Source organism: Hyphobacterium sp. CCMP332, from assembly GCF_014323565.1.
GTDB lineage: Bacteria > Pseudomonadota > Alphaproteobacteria > Caulobacterales > Maricaulaceae > Hyphobacterium.
In genome coordinates, this window is sequence record NZ_CP058669.1 from 1159519 (window position 1) to 1177948 (window position 18430).

General features: G+C 60.7%; 18 protein-coding genes and 1 pseudogene. 14 read left to right on the forward strand and 5 right to left on the reverse strand.

The genetic code is table 11. The features are described from left to right. Window positions 1-2 precede the first annotated feature (2 nt). A complete protein-coding gene (gene plsY, locus HXX25_RS05765) occupies window positions 3-608 on the forward strand; it encodes a glycerol-3-phosphate 1-O-acyltransferase PlsY (protein ID WP_187167543.1) in 606 nt (201 codons plus the stop codon). Continuing rightward, entirely contained in the window at window positions 605-1726 is a 1122-nt protein-coding gene (dprA, locus tag HXX25_RS05770) for a DNA-processing protein DprA (protein WP_187167544.1), read from the forward strand. The genes plsY and dprA overlap by 4 nt, the downstream gene beginning before the upstream one ends. Here dprA and HXX25_RS05775 read toward each other — a convergent pair. Beyond that, window positions 1708-1899: a hypothetical protein gene (locus HXX25_RS05775; protein ID WP_187167545.1), complete on the reverse strand. Its 192-nt coding sequence runs from the start codon at window positions 1897-1899 to the stop codon at window positions 1708-1710. The genes dprA and HXX25_RS05775 overlap by 19 nt on opposite strands. A gap of 154 nt (window positions 1900-2053) precedes the next feature. Here HXX25_RS05775 and topA point away from each other — a divergent pair, with 154 nt between their 5' ends. The 5 genes from topA to rpmG all read left to right on the forward strand — a co-directional run bounded on the left by topA (window position 2054) and on the right by rpmG (window position 8992). Further along, a complete protein-coding gene (gene topA / locus HXX25_RS05780) occupies window positions 2054-4627 on the forward strand; it encodes a type I DNA topoisomerase (RefSeq protein ID WP_187167546.1) in 2574 nt (857 codons plus the stop codon). Then, window positions 4624-6888: a ribonuclease R gene (gene rnr, locus HXX25_RS05785; protein ID WP_187167547.1), complete on the forward strand. Its 2265-nt coding sequence runs from the start codon at window positions 4624-4626 to the stop codon at window positions 6886-6888. Before topA ends, rnr begins: the two co-directional genes overlap by 4 nt. Continuing rightward, entirely contained in the window at window positions 6885-7553 is a 669-nt protein-coding gene (locus HXX25_RS05790; RefSeq protein ID WP_187167548.1) for an NUDIX domain-containing protein, read from the forward strand. Before rnr ends, HXX25_RS05790 begins: the two co-directional genes overlap by 4 nt. A 7-nt stretch (window positions 7554-7560) precedes the next feature. After that, on the forward strand, window positions 7561-8739 hold the full coding sequence (locus tag HXX25_RS05795; protein WP_187167549.1) for an MFS transporter: 1179 nt from the start codon (window positions 7561-7563) through the stop codon (window positions 8737-8739). A gap of 85 nt (window positions 8740-8824) precedes the next feature. Then, window positions 8825-8992, forward strand: a complete 168-nt coding sequence (gene rpmG, locus HXX25_RS05800; RefSeq protein ID WP_109260505.1) for a 50S ribosomal protein L33 — start codon at window positions 8825-8827, stop codon at window positions 8990-8992. Between the two features lie 19 nt (window positions 8993-9011). Here rpmG and HXX25_RS05805 read toward each other — a convergent pair whose 3' ends face one another. Both HXX25_RS05805 and HXX25_RS05810 read right to left on the reverse strand, forming a co-directional pair. Continuing rightward, window positions 9012-10388, reverse strand: coding sequence for a PleD family two-component system response regulator (locus tag HXX25_RS05805; protein WP_187167550.1), 1377 nt, complete (start codon window positions 10386-10388; stop codon window positions 9012-9014). Beyond that, window positions 10385-10762: a response regulator gene (locus HXX25_RS05810; protein WP_187167551.1), complete on the reverse strand. Its 378-nt coding sequence runs from the start codon at window positions 10760-10762 to the stop codon at window positions 10385-10387. Before HXX25_RS05810 ends, HXX25_RS05805 begins: the two co-directional genes overlap by 4 nt. A 183-nt stretch (window positions 10763-10945) precedes the next feature. On the opposite strand from HXX25_RS05810, the gene HXX25_RS05815 reads away from it, so the two are divergent. Genes HXX25_RS05815 through HXX25_RS05825 form a run of 3 tightly spaced genes read left to right on the forward strand, consistent with a single transcriptional unit; the run spans window position 10946 to window position 13629 of the window. Beyond that, window positions 10946-11848 (forward strand): ROK family protein, encoded by a 903-nt coding sequence (locus HXX25_RS05815; protein WP_187167552.1) that lies wholly within the window; start codon window positions 10946-10948, stop codon window positions 11846-11848. Then, window positions 11845-13107 (forward strand): DNA polymerase IV, encoded by a 1263-nt coding sequence (locus tag HXX25_RS05820; RefSeq protein WP_187167761.1) that lies wholly within the window; start codon window positions 11845-11847, stop codon window positions 13105-13107. Before HXX25_RS05815 ends, HXX25_RS05820 begins: the two co-directional genes overlap by 4 nt. Window positions 13108-13167: 60 nt before the next feature. Then, window positions 13168-13629 carry a RidA family protein gene (locus HXX25_RS05825; protein WP_187167553.1) on the forward strand — a complete coding sequence of 154 codons (462 nt, stop codon included), beginning with the start codon at window positions 13168-13170 and terminating at the stop codon, window positions 13627-13629. On the opposite strand, the gene HXX25_RS05830 is transcribed toward HXX25_RS05825, so the two are convergent. Together HXX25_RS05830 and HXX25_RS05835 are read right to left on the reverse strand one after the other, a co-directional pair. Continuing rightward, window positions 13626-14246, reverse strand: coding sequence for a Pr6Pr family membrane protein (locus HXX25_RS05830; RefSeq protein ID WP_187167554.1), 621 nt, complete (start codon window positions 14244-14246; stop codon window positions 13626-13628). The genes HXX25_RS05825 and HXX25_RS05830 overlap by 4 nt on opposite strands. Further along, complete coding sequence (locus HXX25_RS05835; protein WP_187167555.1) at window positions 14243-14986, reverse strand: SDR family NAD(P)-dependent oxidoreductase; 744 nt, start codon at window positions 14984-14986, stop codon at window positions 14243-14245. The genes HXX25_RS05830 and HXX25_RS05835 overlap by 4 nt, the downstream gene beginning before the upstream one ends. Window positions 14987-15069: 83 nt before the next feature. On the opposite strand from HXX25_RS05835, the gene HXX25_RS05840 reads away from it, so the two are divergent. The 4 genes and pseudogenes from HXX25_RS05840 (at window position 15070) to HXX25_RS05855 (ending at window position 18218) form a co-directional block, all read left to right on the forward strand. Further along, on the forward strand, window positions 15070-16215 hold the full coding sequence (locus HXX25_RS05840) for a GNAT family N-acetyltransferase (protein WP_187167556.1): 1146 nt from the start codon (window positions 15070-15072) through the stop codon (window positions 16213-16215). 25 nt (window positions 16216-16240) lie between these two features. Further along, window positions 16241-16741, forward strand: a complete 501-nt coding sequence (locus tag HXX25_RS05845; RefSeq protein ID WP_187167557.1) for a putative signal transducing protein — start codon at window positions 16241-16243, stop codon at window positions 16739-16741. Between the two features lie 19 nt (window positions 16742-16760). Continuing rightward, complete coding sequence (locus tag HXX25_RS05850) at window positions 16761-17192, forward strand: HIT family protein (RefSeq protein ID WP_187167558.1); 432 nt, start codon at window positions 16761-16763, stop codon at window positions 17190-17192. Between the two features lie 85 nt (window positions 17193-17277). Further along, window positions 17278-18218, forward strand: a pseudogene (locus HXX25_RS05855) (IS630 family transposase). The last annotated feature ends 212 nt before the right edge of the window (window positions 18219-18430 follow it).

Genomic DNA, 18430 nt, shown 5'->3' on the forward strand with positions numbered 1-18430 from the left:
ATATGTCAGGCTGGGAAATCATTTCAACAATACTGGCCGCCACGGGCGGTTATCTGTTCGGATCCATCCCTTTTGGTCTGGTCCTGACGCGGATGGCGGGGCTCGGCGATATCCGCGAGATCGGCTCGAAGAATATCGGCGCCACCAACGTCTTGCGGACCGGCCGGAAAGATCTGGCCGCCGCGACGCTTGTTCTGGACGCGGCCAAGGCCGGTATGGCCGCCCTCCTCTTCACATTCCTGTTCGGCACGACCGCTGGTCTCGTCGCCGGCGGGGCGGCCTTTCTCGGTCACTGCTTCCCGGTCTGGCTCGGTTTCAAGGGCGGCAAGGGTGTCGCCACATTCTACGGCACCCTGTTTGCCGTCGCCTGGCCGGTCGGTTTGCTCGCAGCACTGACATGGATCGGCATGGCGCTGATGCTGCGTATTTCCTCGCTCAGCGCCCTCGTAGCCGCAGCGGCAGCGCCGCTGATTGCCTATGCCTTTGACCGGCCCGGCGTTGCTGTGCTGTGCATCTTTCTCGCCATCCTTATCTACTGGCGGCACCGCGCCAATATTTCCCGACTGCTCGCCGGTGATGAACCTTCAATCGGCGCAAAGAAGGCGTGATCCGGCAGGAACTGACCCACGCCGAGCGCGTCGACTGGCTGCGGCTGGCGCGCACGCCACAAGTCGGACCCGTTGCGTTTGCAAAATTGATCGCCCGTTATGGCAATGCCGGTGACGCACTCGAAGCCCTCCCCGCCCTCGCCGCGAAAGGCGGCCGCATCAACGCCCTGAAAATCGTCAGCCGCGAAGAGGCCGAGGCAGAGCTTGCTGCCACTGACAACTTCGGCGCACGCATTCTGATGGCGTGTGAGCCGGAATACCCGGACTTGCTGGCGGTTCTGGATCCGCCGCCACCGGTGATCAGTGTGCAAGGCAGACTCGATCCGGATGCGGCCCCGTGCTGCGCCATTGTCGGCTCCCGCAATTCCTCTGCGATCGGCATCCGCTTTGCGCGCGATGTTGCAAGAGAGCTCGGTCAGGCAGGTATCACCATCGTATCCGGGCTGGCACGCGGCATTGACGGCGCCGCCCACACGGGTGCCCTGGACACCGGCACGATTGCCGTCCTCGCCAGCGGACTGGACCATATTTACCCGCCGGAACATGCCGACCTCCATCAGGCGATCGCACAACAAGGATTGCTGGTCACGGAATCTCCGCTCGGCGCCGTGCCGACGGCGCGCGATTTTCCGCGTCGCAACCGGCTGATATCGGGTCTGTCGCTCGGAACGGTCGTCATCGAAGCGGCCATGCGATCCGGGTCGTTGATTACGGCGCGTCTGGCGGCCGAACAGGGCCGCGAAGTCATGGCGACACCGGGATCGCCTCTGGATCCGCGAGCCAAAGGCACCAATAAGCTGATCCGCGATGGCGCGGCGTTGATCGAGAGCGCTGATGATATCCTCGACATTTTACGTCAGGCCAAACGGCCCGTCGCCGCCGAATCCGACACGCCAGACTATATGGCGGACACAGATGACGAAGCTGATGCCACGGTCCGGACCCGTATCGCGGAGCTTCTGTCGCCCTCACCGGTCTCTATAGATGAGCTCGTGAGGCAGTCAGGTGCCAGCGCCGGCGAAGTCCATAGCGTATTGATCGAACTGGAACTCGCAGGCCGCGCAAGTGTTCTGCCCGGCGGTCTCGTCCAGATGGCGCTTCAGGATGACCCGGATTGATGCCGTTCGGATTCCAGCGCCAGAAGTGGAATGGCCGACTTTATGAGGTCACTTGATCGCTCAAGACCTGCCTGCCGCGAAAGCGCCGCCAGCTCTCCCAACATTTCAGCAACAAAGTCAGCCGCCTGTTCCGGCAGTATGGTCTCGATCTCACCGGCTGTTTGAATATCCATGAACTCCCCCGCTCGCGCATAAGGTGAATACATTACGTAAGCGACTTATAATTGCAAGCAGGAGTGGTGTGTTGACACGCCTGTTAGGCTACATCAGTTTCCGCCGCCATTTACCGGGCTTTTTTCCCGGCCAGAATTATCCGGAAGTTATTGAATGAACGTCGTTGTCGTCGAATCGCCTGCCAAAGCCAAAACCATCGAAAAGTATCTGGGAAAAGACTTTCAGGTCTTTGCCAGCTTCGGTCATGTCCGCGATTTGCCTGCAAAGGACGGGTCCGTAAAACCCGACGAAGATTTCGAAATGACGTGGGAAGTTGATGCGCAATCCCAAAAACGCGTCAAGGCCATAGCGGATGCTGTCAAAGGCGCGGATCGCCTCGTTCTGGCGACTGACCCGGATCGCGAAGGCGAAGCCATTTCATGGCACTTGCTGGAGGCGCTGACCAAGCGCCGCGTCCTGAAAGATGTCGAAGTCCAGCGCGTGGCGTTCAACGCCATTACCAAGACGGCCATTCTGGAGGCCATGAAGCATCCCCGTGCCGTGGATATGGAATTGGTGGAAGCCTATCTCGCGCGGCGGGCGCTGGATTATCTGGTGGGCTTCACCTTGTCGCCCGTGCTCTGGCGCAAACTGCCCGGCGCGCGGTCCGCCGGTCGCGTGCAATCGGTGGCACTGCGCATTGTTTGTGATCGCGAACTGGAAATCGAAAAATTCCGCTCTGAAGAATACTGGACCGTAGATGCGGATATGGTCTCCGGCGGCAGCCAGCCCTTCCGTGCAAGGATGGTCCAGTTCGACGGCCAGAAGCTGGGCAAACTGTCGATCAAGGATCGCGCCATGGCGACTGCGGCAGCCGAAGCCATCAAGGCCGCTGACCTGACAATCGGAGCCGTGGAAGCCAAACCGGCCAAGCGAAATCCCGGACCACCATTCACGACATCGACCCTGCAGCAGGAAGCCTCGCGTAAGCTTGGCTTCAATGCGCAACGCACCATGCGAACAGCGCAAAAGCTCTATGAGGGCGTTAATATTGGCGGCGAGACCGTAGGCCTCATCACCTATATGCGGACGGACGGCGTCGATATGGCGCCCGAAGCCATTTCTCAGGTTCGCGACGTGATCAGCAGCCGCTATGGCAGCCTCTATTCCCCCTCTTCGCCGCGTATCTACAAGTCCAAGCAGCGCAATGCCCAGGAAGCGCACGAGGCGATCCGCCCGACAAGTTTTTCGCGGGCACCGGAAGATTTGCACCTCGATGAGGATCAGCGCCGCCTGTACGAACTCATCTGGAAGCGCGCGGTCGCCAGTCAGATGGAAAGCGCCCGTTTCGAGCGCACCACGATCGACATCCAGGACAGCAACAAGACGCTGGCGCTCAGAGCGACCGGTTCGGTCTTGTTGTTTGACGGCTTCCTGACCCTGTATCAGGAAGGCCGCGATGATGAAGACGAGGAAGGCGAAACCCGGCTACCCAAAGTCTCCAGCGGTGCCGCTGCGGAAGCGAAAAAGACCCACGCAGACCAGCACTTCACCCAGCCGCCACCGCGCTACACCGAAGCGTCTCTGGTCAAACGGCTGGAAGAGCTCGGCATTGGCCGCCCGTCGACCTATGCCTCCACCCTGTCTGTTCTGCGAGAGCGGGAATATGTCCGCATGGACAAGAACCGCTTCATTCCCGAAGACAAGGGCCGCGTAGTCACCGCCTTCCTCGAAAAATTCTTCGAGCGCTATGTCGAATATGATTTTACCGCCAGTCTCGAAGACCAACTCGACCGCGTGTCGCGCGGCGATCTCGACTGGAAGGCTTTGCTCCGCGATTTCTGGACGGGCTTCTCCGGCGATGTCGAAAAAATCGGTGATTTGCGCATCGGCGAGGTACTGGAAGCGCTCAACGAAGCATTGGCGCCCCACATCTTCCCGGAAAAGGAAGACGGTTCGGATCCGCGTCTTTGCCCGTCCTGCAACAAGGGACGGCTGTCGATTCGGTTGGGCAAATTCGGTGCCTTCCTCGGCTGCGACAATTACCCGGACTGCAAATTCACCCGCCCCCTTGGCGCAACGGAAGACAACGGCATGGCCGAGGGCGATGGCGCGCTCGGTGAGGATCCGGCCAGCGGAGAAACCGTTTATCTGAAGGACGGTCGCTTTGGCCCCTATGTCGAACTGGCTTTGCCAGGGGAGGAAAAGCCCAAGCGTTCCTCCATCCCGAAAGGCTGGTCGAAAGACGAACTCGATCTGGAAAAGGCGCTGAAGCTTCTGTCACTCCCGCGCACTGTGGGCGCGCACCCGGAAGATGGCGAGATCATCGAAGCCGGACTGGGCCGCTACGGACCTTTTGTGAAGCATGGCCGCCTCTATGCAAACCTGCCCAATATCGAAGAAGTCTTTGAAATCGGCCTCAATCGCGCGGTAACGGTTCTGGCCGAGAAAAAGGCCACGCGCGGCGCACCGCAAGCCCTGAAGGAGCTGGGTGAGCATGAGGGTGAGCCGGTTCGCGTGATGAGCGGCCGTTATGGCCCCTACATCAAGTACAAGAAAATCAACGCCACACTGCCGAAAGGTACCGATCCGGAAACAATCGATCTGGAAACAGCGATGAAGCTGGTGGCAGAAAAAGAAGCCAAGGGCGGCAAGAAACCGGCTCGCAAAAAGGCCCCGGCCAAGAAAAAACCGGCCGCCAAAAAGAAGGCTCCGGCAAAGAAAAAGGCGGCACCGAAGAAAGCGTGAGTGGCAAAAACAAATCCGACCCATCCGGATTCACGCGCGAAGCGCTGATTGAAGCCATTCGGCTGGGCCGCGGCGAGTTTGGCAAACGCGAAATTGTCCGCGCCTTGCGGCTGAAGGGCGACGACAAGATTGCCCTCAAATTCGCGCTCCGGGAAATGCTCGATGAAGGCGTGATCCGGAAGGAAGGCCGAAGCGGTTTTGCTCTTACCGAAGCCCTGCCCAGCGTCATGGTGGTTGTCATTCATGACCGGGACACAGATGGCGAACTGCTGGCCCGCCCCGAAAAATCCCGCGATGATCCGCCCCTGATCCGCCTCGCACCCGGCGAAGGTGCCGGCGGGGCGGGCAGCAGCGCACTTGGCATAGGTGATCGCGCGCTTGTCCGCATCGAGCCAGAGGGGGACGGCAGCTACGAAGCCCGTCTGATCCGCAAGCTCGGACAAAGTGCGCATAAAATCCTGTGTGTTCTGTCCAAGGGCAAGGGTGCGCCCCGCCTCAAGCCCGTGGATCGCCGCAGCCGCCATGAACTGGTTCCGGCCAAGGGCGAAGCGGCCAAGGCAAAGGATGGCGATCTCGTTATCTGCCGGATCGGCCGCGAACATCATCATGGCTTGAAAAGCGGCATTATCGAGGAGGTCGTTGGCGATGTGAATTCGCCCGGCGCGGGCAGTCTGATCGCCCTCCACTCGCACGGGATCGAAACCGGTTTCAAGGATGAAGAGCTCGCTGAAGTCGAAAAGCTGAAACCCGTCACAATGGGTGATCGCACGGACCTGCGCGATACGCCGCTGATTACAATCGACCCGGAAGACGCGCGCGACCATGACGATGCCGTCTGGGCGGCTCCGGACACCGACCCGAAGAATGAAGGCGGATGGATTGTTCTCGTCGCGATTGCGGACGTATCCGCCTATGTGACATCAGGCTCGGCGCTGGACCAGGGTGCCCTGCGCCGCGGCAATTCCACCTATTTGCCAGACCGTGTCGTCCCGATGTTGCCCGAACGGCTGTCGAACGATTTGTGCTCTTTGCGGGAGAAAGAGGAGCGCCCCTGCCTCGCGGTGCGCATGATCTTCGACAAGGATGGCAACAAGCGCGGGCACACCTTTATCCGAGGATGGATGCGCTCCGCCGCCAAGCTCGCCTATGGCGAGGCACAGGACGCCATTGACGGGCGCAGCAGCCCGAAGGGTGAGCCCCTCCTCGAAAACGTGCTGAAGCCACTCTGGGGCGCTTACAGGGCGCTAGCTGCGGCGCGCAAGCGCCGCGGTGCGCTCGAAATCGACGCCCCGGAACGCCGCGTCCGGATTGGTGAAGACGGCAAGATAAAGGAGATCGAGACGCGTGAGCGCTTTGATGCCCACAAGCTGATCGAAGAATGCATGATCCAGGCGAATGTCTGCGCGGCAGAAACGCTGGAGCAAAAAGGCCGGCCTTTGATCTACCGGGCGCACGAACCACCCAGCCTCGAGAAAATGGATGCGCTGGCCGACTTTCTGCAAACCATTGATATGAAATGGTCGCGCGGCGAGCCCCCCCGCCCGGACCGCTTCAACCGTCTGTTGGAGCAGGCCAAAGGCGGCGAACATTATGAAACCGTCAACGAGGTGGTTCTGCGCTCTCAGTCGCAAGCCGTCTATTCGACGGAGAACCCCGGACACTACGGGCTCAATCTGCGTAAATATGCGCATTTCACCTCTCCCATCCGCCGATATGCGGACCTGACCGTTCACCGCGCCCTGATCCGGGGCTGCAAGCTCGGCAAGGACGGCCAGACTGAAGGCGAGGCCAGCCAGCTGGAAGCCATCGCCGAGGACATTACCGCGCTGGAACGCCGATCAATGGCCGCAGAGCGCGATGCCACGGACCGGTATATCGCGCTCTATCTTGCCGAACGTGTCGGCAACGAATTTGAAGGCCGGATTACCGGCGTCACCCGCTTTGGTCTCTTTGTAAGGCTGCATGAAACAGGCGCGGACGGGCTCGTCCCGATCAGCCGCCTCGGCGATGAACGTTTTCATCATGATGAAGCCCTTCATGCGCTGATTGGCCAGTATTCCCGCGATATGTACCGGCTCGGTCGCTCCGTGACGGTGCGGCTGGATGAAGCCACGCCCGTCACCGGAGGTCTGCTGTTCGATATGCTGACGCCGCCGGAAAAAGGTCCGCGCCAGTCTCCGCGCGGCCGTGGCAAGCCTCAAGGGGGACGGCCGCAATCCTCCTTCAAACGCCAGCCCCGAAAAAAGGGGCGCCGCAGATGACGGCGCCGAAAGGCAAAGCCCTGCGGCCAAAACTGGCAGGCACCCTGATCCTAACCCGGCAGTCAGCGCGCGGCCAGGAAATCCTGATGGGCAAGCGCTCGACCCGACACGTCTTCATGCCCGAGCAATACGTCTTCCCGGGCGGGCGCGTCGATCGTGCTGACAGCTATGCGCCGCTGGCCGGCATGTTCGAGGGCGAGGATCTGGACTGCATGTGCCGGGTCCTGACCGAGCGGCGCGCGCGGGCGGCCGCAGCAGCCGCCATTCGCGAGACCGCCGAGGAAGCCGGTTATCTGGTCGGAAGTGAAGGCAAGGTCTCGTCCCGGCATCGCAACTGGGCCCCGTTCCGCAAATCCAACATCCAGCCGGACGCGTCCGCCTTGCGCGTGATTGCGCGCGCGATAACGCCTCCGGGCCGGGTCCGCCGGTTCGATGCCTGGTTCTTTCAGGCCGATGCCGAAAGCGCTGTCGCGGGCAGGGTCAAACGCGAGACCGACGAGCTGATTGATATCCGCTGGGTCACGCGCGCAGAAGCCGAAACCCTGCCGCTTCCCCATGTCACGCGGTTTGTACTGGGCGAGCTGGATCGCCGTCAGGCGGACCCTGCAAAACGTCCAAGGCACATCAGAGAATTGGCAAGACGGATGCAGATCGATCCGTTATAGCGCGCCCATGCTTGCCCGCCTCTTCCATGTTCACGACGCCGGACGTCAACGATCCCTGATCGCCGCCATATTGTGCGCGACACTTTGCGGCTGCGGGTTTTCACTTCTGATGCCGGTTATGTCGCTCAATCTTGAAGCCATGACGGGTTCGGGAAAACTGATTGGCCTTTTCGGGGCCGCCGCCGCCTTGTCGACGGTAATCGCCAGCCCGTTCGCGCCGCGGCTCATGTCGCTGATTTCTGGCCGCAAGCTGATCATTATCGCCCTGCTTCTCACGGCAATTTCGCACCCCATCTTCCCGCTGGTGCCCGATGTCGGCGTCTGGTTTCTCGTCCGCTTCCTGTCGGGCATGGCGATCACCATCGTCTTCGTGGCGTCCGAGACCTGGATCAATCAGATCGCTCCGCCCGAACGGCGGGCGACCATCCTCGGCCTGTATGCGACCGCACTGGCGGCGGGTTTCGGGACGGGCGGATTACTGCTGGCTGCCGTCGGCTCGGAAGGCTGGTCGCCCTGGGTGGCAGGCAGCCTGCTTTTTGCCATAGGTGCCCTGCCGATTGCCTTTCTCCGGGGTCCGGATATCGCACCGCCGGATCTGGAGCACACGACTGCAAGATCCATGTTGCGAGCCGCCTGGATGGCACCGGCCGCCATTGGCGCCGGCCTTTTGTTCGGCGCAACCGAGCAGAGCTTCTTTGCGGTGTTTCCAGTTTACGCTGAACGCGTCGGACTGATGGATGCCCAAATCGGCTTCATGATGGCGGCGGGTGCAATGGGCGGGATTGCCCTACAGGCCCTGCTGGGACGCATTGCCGACCGTGTCGGGCGCCTGCGGGTGGCCTTTTTCGCCACATTGGTTTGCCTGACCGGCCCGCTCTTTATCTATTTCGCCAGTGATTATGCCCTGGCGCTATATGGCGTGATGTTCTTTTACGTCGGCGTCGCGACAGGGCTATATACGCTGGGCCTGGCGCTGATCGGCGAGCGTTTCGACGGGGGCTCGCTGGCCGCAGCAAACGCGACCTTCATCATGGCTTACGGGGTTGGTTCGCTGGCAGGACCTGCGCTGGGCGGTGCGGCTATGGATATAATCGATCCCCATGGCCTGTTGATCGTGACCAGCGGTTTTGCGCTCATCTATCTGGTCTTTCTGGGCTACCGCCATTTCACGCGCACAACCAGTTGACACCTGCGTTCCTGTGCGTATGTTCCGCGCCTCTTGCGACCGGAATATTCCGGCGTGATCGTCATGTGCATCAGGGAATTTCGTCATGGCTAAGCCGACAACCATCAAAATCCGTCTGAACTCCACGGCGGGGACCGGCTATTTCTACGTGACCAAGAAAAACGCCCGTACCATGACCGAGAAAATGGTCGTCCGGAAATATGACCCGGTCGTCAAAAAGCACGTCGAATTCAAAGAAGGCAAAATCAAGTAGTCTGACGACTCTTGAGCTTTCAGGCCGCTCGGCTGGGCTTTTGATCTGACATCACACAATTCCGGCCTGCCGCCTTTGCGCGGTAGAGGGCCTCATCGGCGCGCCGCATAACGGTGTCCACATCGTCGCCTGGCCGGATTTCCGCGACCCCGATCGAGACCGTGACGTCCAGCATTTCTGCGGCGCCCGGCAAGCGGAATGGGGCTTCAGCGACACCGGCGCGCAGGCGCTCTGCCCCGGCTTGCGCCTCGGACATGGGGGCGTCCGGCATGAGAACCACAAATTCCTCTCCGCCATAGCGGGCCGCAAGGTCCACCGCGCGCAACCGCGACCTCAACCGGGTCGCAAATTCGATCAGAACGCCGTCACCCGCCTCATGCCCGTAAGTGTCGTTCACCCGTTTGAAATGGTCGAGATCGGCAATCACCACAGACGCTGATGTCTCGCCGGACGCCACCATTTCAGCGACCTGCTGCAAACGCGACGAGATATACCGCCGGTTATGAAGCTGGGTCAGAGGGTCAGTAATCGCCATTTCCAGGCTGTCTTCCAGACGCTCCCGGAGCGTGTCAGCATAGCGTTTCCGGCGTAGCTGGGTCCAGATTCGCGCATTCAGCTCACCGCGATCGACCGGACGGTGAACAATATCATTCACGCCAAGATCCAGTGCGCGAACAGACCGGCTCACCTCGTCCGGATCAACAATCGCCAGAATTGGCATTTGCCGCGTTTCGGAATTCGCCCTTATGCGCGCGCAAACGCGCAAGGCATCGTACGCTTTTGTCGTGAGGTCGATCAGCGCCAGATCATAACCATTGGCCGACCGGGCAATCGCTTCCGCCGGATCCGTTTCCGTATCGACTATCGCCTGCGTCGGCAATTTGCTGCTCAGGTGCGTGGCGATGCGTTCCTCACCGGCGATCAGCAAGATGCGGGCATCCTGCAAAGCGTCCGGTTCGCTATCCACCGGAGAGAGGCCGCGCTCCTCGACCTTTTCTTCACGCAGGCGCAATTCATCCAGCAGCACCTTCAGTCGCAACAGCGAGCGGATGCGCGCAAAGAGCGGCAGATTATCGACGGGCTTTGTCAGGAAGTCGTCAGCGCCAGCCTCCAGTCCACGAACGCGGTCCTCTGGCTGGTCCAGTGCCGTCACCATAACAACCGGAATATGGCGTGTCCGGCGATCGGCCTTGAGGCGGCGGCAGGTTTCAAATCCATCCAGCCCCGGCATCATGACATCCAGCAGGATCACATCGGGCTGTTCCGCGAGGGCGCACTCAATGGCGGCCTGGCCGCTGGTTGCCGTCACGACGTCGAAATACTCGGCTCTCAGTTTGGCTTCAAGCAGGCGGACATTGGCTTCCTGGTCATCAACAACAAGGACGCGCGCACTCATGCCGCCTCCTCACCAAGAAAACCCCGAATCGTCTCTATGAAAACCGAAATACTGATGGGCTTGGACATATAGGCTTCGCACCCGCCCTCGCGGATGCGTTCTTCATCGCCCTTCATCGCAAAAGCGGTGACGGCAATGACCGGAATCGATGACAGATCATCGTCATCTTTCAGCCACTTGGTGACTTCCAGACCGGAAACTTCCGGCAATTGAATGTCCATGAGAATGAGATCAGGAGAATGTTCCCGCGCCAGATCCAGCGCGTTCAGACCATTATTCGTACCAACAGTCTCGTAGCCATGAGCTTCGAGCAAGTCGGAAAAGAGCTTCATATTGAGCTCGTTGTCCTCGACTATGAGAACCTTTTTGGGCATGACCTGAAGCATGACACCGCCGCATTCCCGTTGCTAGGGCACGTCATTGCGCACCCTGTTTCACCCCGTAAGCACTTAAGCAGATGATCCTTAATCAAGGATGAGTCGGCGCCGAACTTTTCTCCTTTCCCGGAACAAGATAAGAACGGCAATATTAATCATAACCCGGGCAAGGGCGAAAGCATGATTCGAATCGGCGTGGATCTGGGCGGCACAAAAACCGAAGTTGCCGCAATCGATTCGAATGGCCAGACACGCTATTCCGTGCGGGAGGCCACGCCCGATCAATATGAATCCAAAATCCGCCTGATCGCGAAGCTGGTGCGATCGACTGAAGAATCCCTGCAAAGTGATTCGCTTTCGGTCGGCATCGGCCATCCCGGCTCCATCAATCCGGCCACCGGTCTGATCCGGAATTCCAACTCCGCGGCGCTCAATGGCCGCGCGCTCGACAAGGATCTTGCGACGGCACTGAACCGTCCCGTGCGCTGCGCCAACGACGCCAATTGCTTTGCCCTGTCAGAGGCGGTCGACGGGGCCGGGCAAGGCGCAAAATCCGTGTTCGGCGTGATTCTCGGCACCGGTGTCGGCGGCGGTCTGGTTCTGAATAATTGTCTGCACGAAGGTCATGGCCTGCTGGGCGGGGAATGGGGTCATACCTCCCTGCCCTGGCCATCGGTCGACGAAGCACCGGGACCGCCCTGCAAGTGCGGATTGCGAGGCTGTATCGAAAGCTGGATTTCCGGCCCGGCCCTGACTGCAGATCATCAGCGGCGCAGCGGCGAAGCCCTCACCGGCGAACAAATCCTCGACAGGGCGCGCGCCGGTGATCCGGCTGCTGAGGCGTCGCTGGATCGCTTTCAGGACCGCCTCGCACGCGGCCTCGCCACCATTGTCAACATCGTTGACCCCGAAGTGATCGTTCTGGGTGGCGGGTTGTCCAACATTCCGGGCCTGGCAGAAAAAACAGGCCAGCGTCTGCCCGGCTATGTCTTCAGCGATCAGGTCACAACGCGAATCGTCAGGAATACGCACGGAGACAGCTCCGGCGTCCGGGGTGCAGCATGGCTCTGGCCCCTGACATGAGCCGCCCTCCAGGCTATTGCCGCGCCTGCCTTGCACCGCTGGGTGAAAGCGACACCTGCGCATCATGCGGCCGGCAGAAAGCCCTGCGCCATCCGGAACTGAACGAATTGTCCATAGCGCACATTGATTGCGATGCCTTCTACGCCGCGATCGAGAAACGCGATGACCCGTCACTGGAAGACAGGCCGGTCATTATTGGTGGCGGCAAACGCGGCGTTGTCTCGACGGCCTGCTATGTAGCGCGGCTCTATGGTGTGAAATCCGCCATGCCCATGTTCAAGGCCCTCAAAGCCTGCCCGGACGCGGTGGTCATCCGCCCCCGAATGGACGTCTATGCCGAGGAAGGCCGCCGCATCCGCAAGATGATGCAGGATGTCACGCCCATCGTGGAACCGCTCTCGATTGACGAGGCATTTCTGGACCTGACCGGCACACAGCGCCTGCACCACGCCCCGCCAGCCCTCACCCTCTTGCGGCTGCAAAAGCAGATCCATCAGGAGGTCGGCATCACGGTTTCGGTCGGCCTGGCCTATAACAAATTCCTCGCCAAGACCGCATCCGACATGGACAAGCCGAACGGTTTTTTTTTCCTCGGCCGGGCCGATGCACCCGATTTCCTCAAAGTCCAGTCGACGCGCGCCGTCTATGGCGTCGGACCGGTCTTCGCCGCCCGCCTGGAACGCGATGGCATCAGGACACTGGCCGATGTCATTCGCGTCGGTGAAAAGACAATGGCGTCGCGCTATGGCGATGGCGGCTATCGCCTGGCGAAGCTGGCCACAGGCGAGGATTACCGCACGGTCGCGCCTGACCGCGAACGCAAAAGCGTGTCCTCTGAAACCACCTTCTTCGACGATATCGGCGATTTGCCAGAGCTTGAATCGAAGCTCTGGAAGCAATGCGTGCGCGTCGCCGACATGGCCAAGGCGAAGAATGTGTCCGGCTATGTGGTCACGTTGAAACTGCGCACGCAGGACTTCAGGATCATCACGCGCCGGCGCACCCTGTCCGATGCCACACAGCTGGCCGACACCCTGTTCCGGGTCGGGCAGGAACTCCTGAAGCCGGAGGCCGATGGCCGGAAATTCCGCCTGATCGGAATTGGGATTTCAAATCTCGTGGATGGCAGTATGGATGCCATGGACCTTCTGGATCCCGGAGCCCCCCGCCGCGCCGCCGCAGAGCGCGCCATGGACAAGGCCCGGGCCAAATTCGGTGAATCAGCGATCATGAAGGGCCGCGGTTTCAAACCGAAATGACGTCCCGCTTGCGAGGGCGCGCGCGCCGCGCTAGGCGAAGATAAAGAACAGGAGACTGACATGTCCGATGCCGAAAAACGCCTGTCTGATCTGGGACTGACACTGCCGGAAGCCGCCGCCCCCGTGGCCAATTACGTGCCCTATGTGCGCACCGGCAATCATCTCTATGTCTCCGGCCAGATATCCTTCGGGCCGGATGGTCTCGTGAAAGGCCGGCTCGGCGAAACCATGAATGTTGAACAGGGCCAGTCTGCCGCGCGGCTCTGTGCTCTCAATCTGATCGCCCAGCTGAAAGCCGCGCTCGATGGCGATCTGTCCCGCCTCGTTCGCGTGGTGAAACTCGGCGGATTTGTCTGTGCCACGCCGGAATTTGAAGCTATTCCGAAAGTCATCAATGGCGCCTCCGACCTGATGGTCGAGGCCTTTGGAGACGCCGGGCGCCATGCCCGCTCCGCCGTCTCCTGCCCGGTTTTGCCGCTCGGCGCCGCCGTGGAAATTGATGCCGTTTTCGAGATTGCCTAACGCATCAACCGAACCTGCAGTTTTCCGATACCGACAAAGATCGCACTGGTGATGACGAATGTGAGGATCAGCCCGACCAGCTGTATCGCCACCCCGCCATATCCCAGCGCATTCACATCGAGGAAGGGATAGGGATAGAAGCTCGTAATCGCTCCTTTGATCAGCGTATAGGCCGTGTAGACGACCGGATAGACCTGCCACGAAATGATGTGCCCGAAACGGGTCAACCGCTCGCCCGACAGGAAAAGCCACTCGAGAAAAACCGCCAGTGGCACGATGGTGTGCAGGAGATGATTGGCATACCATTCAATGCCTTGCGGATCATGGATCGCGGCCAGCAGGACATGATAGATCACCCCGACCAGCACGATATAGCTCGTCACGGCCGTGCGGATGGTGTCTTTCAGGAAGAAGCGGCCAAGTCTGGTCTCTGGCGCGAACGCCGCCGCGCCCCAGCCCACGGCCACAAGGCAATTCGTGGTAATGGTGAAATAGCTGAAATAGCGCAGCGTCGCGATGGCGAAGCCGTCATTCGTGCCCGATATGAAGGTCGTATACTGGATCAGCACCGCGGCAAGGGCCGTGAGGGCGATGCCGCCCCGCACCAGCCGGCTCATGCTGTCATCCCGCCGCAGACTTTCAGCGTCGTACCATTGATGTAGGAGGCTTCATCACTGGCAAGGAAGGCCACCGCATTGGCCACTTCGTCGGCTTCACCATAGCGGCCCAGCGGCACCATCATTTTCTGAAGCTCGGCCGTCTGGCCATCAGCCGGATTCATATCCGTATCAATCGGCCCTGGCTGGATAACATTGGCGCGAATACCCTTGCGGCCGAATTCGCGGCCTGCCGCGCGGGTAATCAGTTCGGCAGCCGCCTTGGAGGACGAATATACGCCCACACCGGCCATCTGCGCCGAGTCCCCGGCCACCGACCCGATGGTCACAACGGACGAGCCCGGCTTCATCACCTGATAGGCGGCGCGCATGCCTTCGAACACGGCCGTCACATTGATCGCCAGCATTTCGTCCCACACCTCGTCGGAACATTTCGACAGTGACGTCAGCGGATAAACACCGGAATTGTTGACCAATACGTCCAGCTTGCCATGGCGCGCGGCAACATCCGCGACCAGTTTTGCGGTTTCGCCGCGCTTTGACGCGTCGCAATGCACGGCTTCCGCCTTGCGGCCCATGCCGCGAATTTCTTCGGCCACCGCCTCGGCCTTGTCTTTCGATCCGCCATAGGTCAGCACAATGTCTGCGCCTTCCGATGCCAGCCGTCTGGCAATGGCTGCGCCAATACCGCGCGACCCGCCCGTCACAAGCGCAATTTTTCCCTCAAAACGTGATGTCATGTCTTTTGTCCTCCCGATTTTGAACAGACATAGCGCGGGCGGCGCCTTTCCCCAATGACAAAACGCGCCTATCTCCTGAAGCCATGACCGGGATCAGATTTCGCACGCTGTCCAGCCTGTCCGATGTGGAGAAATCTGCCTGGGATGCCGTCGCGAATCCGCCCGGCGATGCATACGATCCCTTCCTGTCCTGGGACTTCCTGCAGGCACTGGAAGAAAGCGGCAGCGCCACGACGCAGACGGGCTGGCAGAGTGTTCACCTGATCGCCGAGGATGAGGCTGGCGCACTTGTGGGGGCCCTGCCCGGCTATGCCAAATCCCATTCCTATGGCGAATATGTTTTCGACCATGCCTGGGCTGATGCCTGGGAGCGGGCCGGCGGACGATATTATCCCAAACTGCTGAGCGCCGTGCCGTTCACGCCGGTCACCGGCCGGCGCCTGTTATCGCCGGACGCCAGTATCCGCGAGGGGCTGGTGAAGGCTGCCATGTCGATTACGGAGCAGAACGGCCTGCCGGTCTGGTCGATGAATTTCCCGGCGGCAGACGACCGGGAAATGACTGAAGGTCTCGGTCTCCTGCATCGCGTGGACCGGCAGTACATCTGGGAAAATGCCGGCTATCAGACCTACGATGATTTCCTCGGCGACCTGGCCTCGCGAAAGCGAAAGGCGCTGAAAAAGGAACGCGCCGCCGCCAATGCCGATATCGAGATTGTCGGCCTGACCGGCGATGATCTCCGGCCCGAGCACTGGGACGTTTTTTTCGCCTGCTATCAGGACACCGGCGTCCGAAAATGGGGCGCGCCCTATCTCAACCGGGCCTTTTTCGATCTGATCCATCAGCGTATGGCCGACAGGGTCTGGCTGGTGTTGGCCAAACAGGACGGCCGCTATATCGCTGCGGCGCTGAACTTCATCGGTTCGGATGCGCTTTATGGCCGCTATTGGGGCCGCTTGGCGGACACGCCCTTTCTGCACTTCGAGCTCTGCTATCATCAGGCCATCGACTTTGCGATTGAACACGGCCTCTCGCGCGTCGAAGCCGGGGCGCAGGGCGAGCACAAGCTGGCGCGGGGCTATCGCCCGCGCGCGGTCCATTCGGTGCATTACATTCCGGATGAAGGTTTCCGCCGCGCAGTCGCCGATTACCTCGATTACGAGCGCGGGGCCGTGCTGGCCGATATCGAGGCGCAACAGGCCGAATTGCCCTTTAAAACTTCATCCTGATTGTTAGACTGCGATCATGGGTCGAATGATACAGCTCACAGAATTCTGGTCGGCAGGTGAAGCGGCAACAGCCGTCTCAGCGCTGCAGGCGGCGGGTATTCCGGCCATCTGCCCCGATCATCATACCAGCCATTACTTGCTCTATCTGGGCATGGGGGCCACAGCTTGCCGCGTTCTGGCGCCCGCATCCTCGGTCGATGACGCTAAAACCATTCTGAACGTCATGCCGGATCAGGGCTCGCGGCTTCATGCCTGCCCGGAGTGCGCTGGTGCCAGCCTGCAAAAGCGCAAATGGTGGATCACCCTGCCCCATATGCTCTGGATGCTGGCAACGGGAGCCTATGGCTATGGCCACCAATTCTGGCTGAAGCGCGACCGGAAATGTATGGAGTGTCGCCATGATTGGACGCCGGAACCGGCGCTCCCCATGACGGAGGCTGAAATCGGGTATGCGCCCGACACACCGCCGCTGGGTGATTTGGCACAGAGATACTTCGAACGCTTCATGGCCTTGCGAAAACTCTAACAATCAATGGGATACCAGCATGAGCCTGTCCGGAACATATGACGACCAGAACATCTTTGCGAAAATCATCGCGGGTGACGCCCCGGCGATCAAGATATTCGAGGACGATGTCGCCGTCGCCTTCATGGACATTTTTCCGCAATCGCCGGGCCATTGCCTCGTTGTACCGAAGGAGCCCGCGCGTAACCTGCTCGACCTGTCTGAAGACATGGCCGCAAAAGCGATCCAGCGTGTCCAGAAGCTGGCACGGGCGGTGGAGGCCGCGCTTCAGCCCGACGGCATTGTGGTCACCCAATTCAATGGCGCGCCGGCCGGGCAGACCGTCTTTCACATCCATTTCCACATCATCCCGCGCTGGGAGGATGTGCCGCTTGGCCGCCATGGCGGCAAACAGGCGGATATGGATGAATTGGCGGCACAGGCCAGGAAAATTGCCTCATTTCTGGACTAGAGCATGACCCGATTTCATGGAATCGGGATTCCCAAGGGCCTTGGGATGTGATTCAAGCTTCATGCTGGATGGGAGGCCAGCATGAATGACGGCTCCTTATTCGATGGATCTTCGTGAGCGCGCGATGGCGCGCAAGGCGCGGGGCGAGACGCATCGCGAGATTGCCGCGGCGCTTGAGATCAGCCCGTCATGCGTGTCGAAGTGGGTCAAGCGCGAGCGCGAGACGGGGTCTTTGGCGTGGGGCCGGATCGGCGGCCACAAGCGGCGAACCCTGTCCGGGGAGGTCGCCGAGTGGCTTCGCGATCGGGTCGCGTCGGGGCCGGTGACCTTGAGGGGCCTGACTGCGGAGCTGGCGGAGCGCGGGATCAAGACCCAGCCGCGTGCGGTCTGGGTGTTCCTGCATGACGAGGGCCTGAGCTTCAAAAAAAACTCTGCTGGCCGAGGAGCAGACGCGTCCTGACGTGGCGCGCAAGCGGGCGCGCTGGATGAGCCGGCAGGGGCGGATCGATCCGCGGCGGCTGATCTTCCTCGATGAAACCTGGGTGAAGACCAATATGGCGCCGCTGCGCGCTGGGGGCCGAGGGGCGGCGCTTGAAGGGGTATGCGCCCCACGGCCGCTGGAAGACCCTGACCTTCATCGCCGCCCTGCGCCATGACCGGATCGAGGCGCCCTTCGTGATCGACGGCCCGATCAACGGCGCGTTCTTCCAGGCCTATGTCGAGCAGATCCTGGCTCCCACCCTGTCACCCGGCGATGTGGTGATCCTGGACAATCTCGGCAGCCACAAGGGCAAGGCCGCCAGGGCCGCCGTCAGGGCCAGAGGCGCCCATCTGATCTTCCTGCCGCCCTACAGCCCGGACCTGAACCCCATCGAGCAGGTCTTCTCCAAGCTCAAGCATCTGATGCGCAAAGCCCAGCCCAGAACCCCCGAGGACACATGGCGAAAAGCCGGCCAGCTCCTCGACCTCATCAGCCCGGACGAATGCGCCAACTACCTGACTAACTCAGGATATGGTTCCGTCTAATGGAGCCCCGCTCTAAGTCAAAGGCCGTCTAGCGGAAGCCCCGACCGATAGAAATGGCGCGCCAACACTCACCATAGGTGCCTGTCTCAAAGCTCGGCCCCATAACAATGGCACACTGGTCGCGGGTGGCGCGCGTAGCCGGGCGGACGACAATGCCGAACTGGACCGACTCAGGGAAACCGCTGGTGGTCATCCCCGGCGAAAGGATCTGG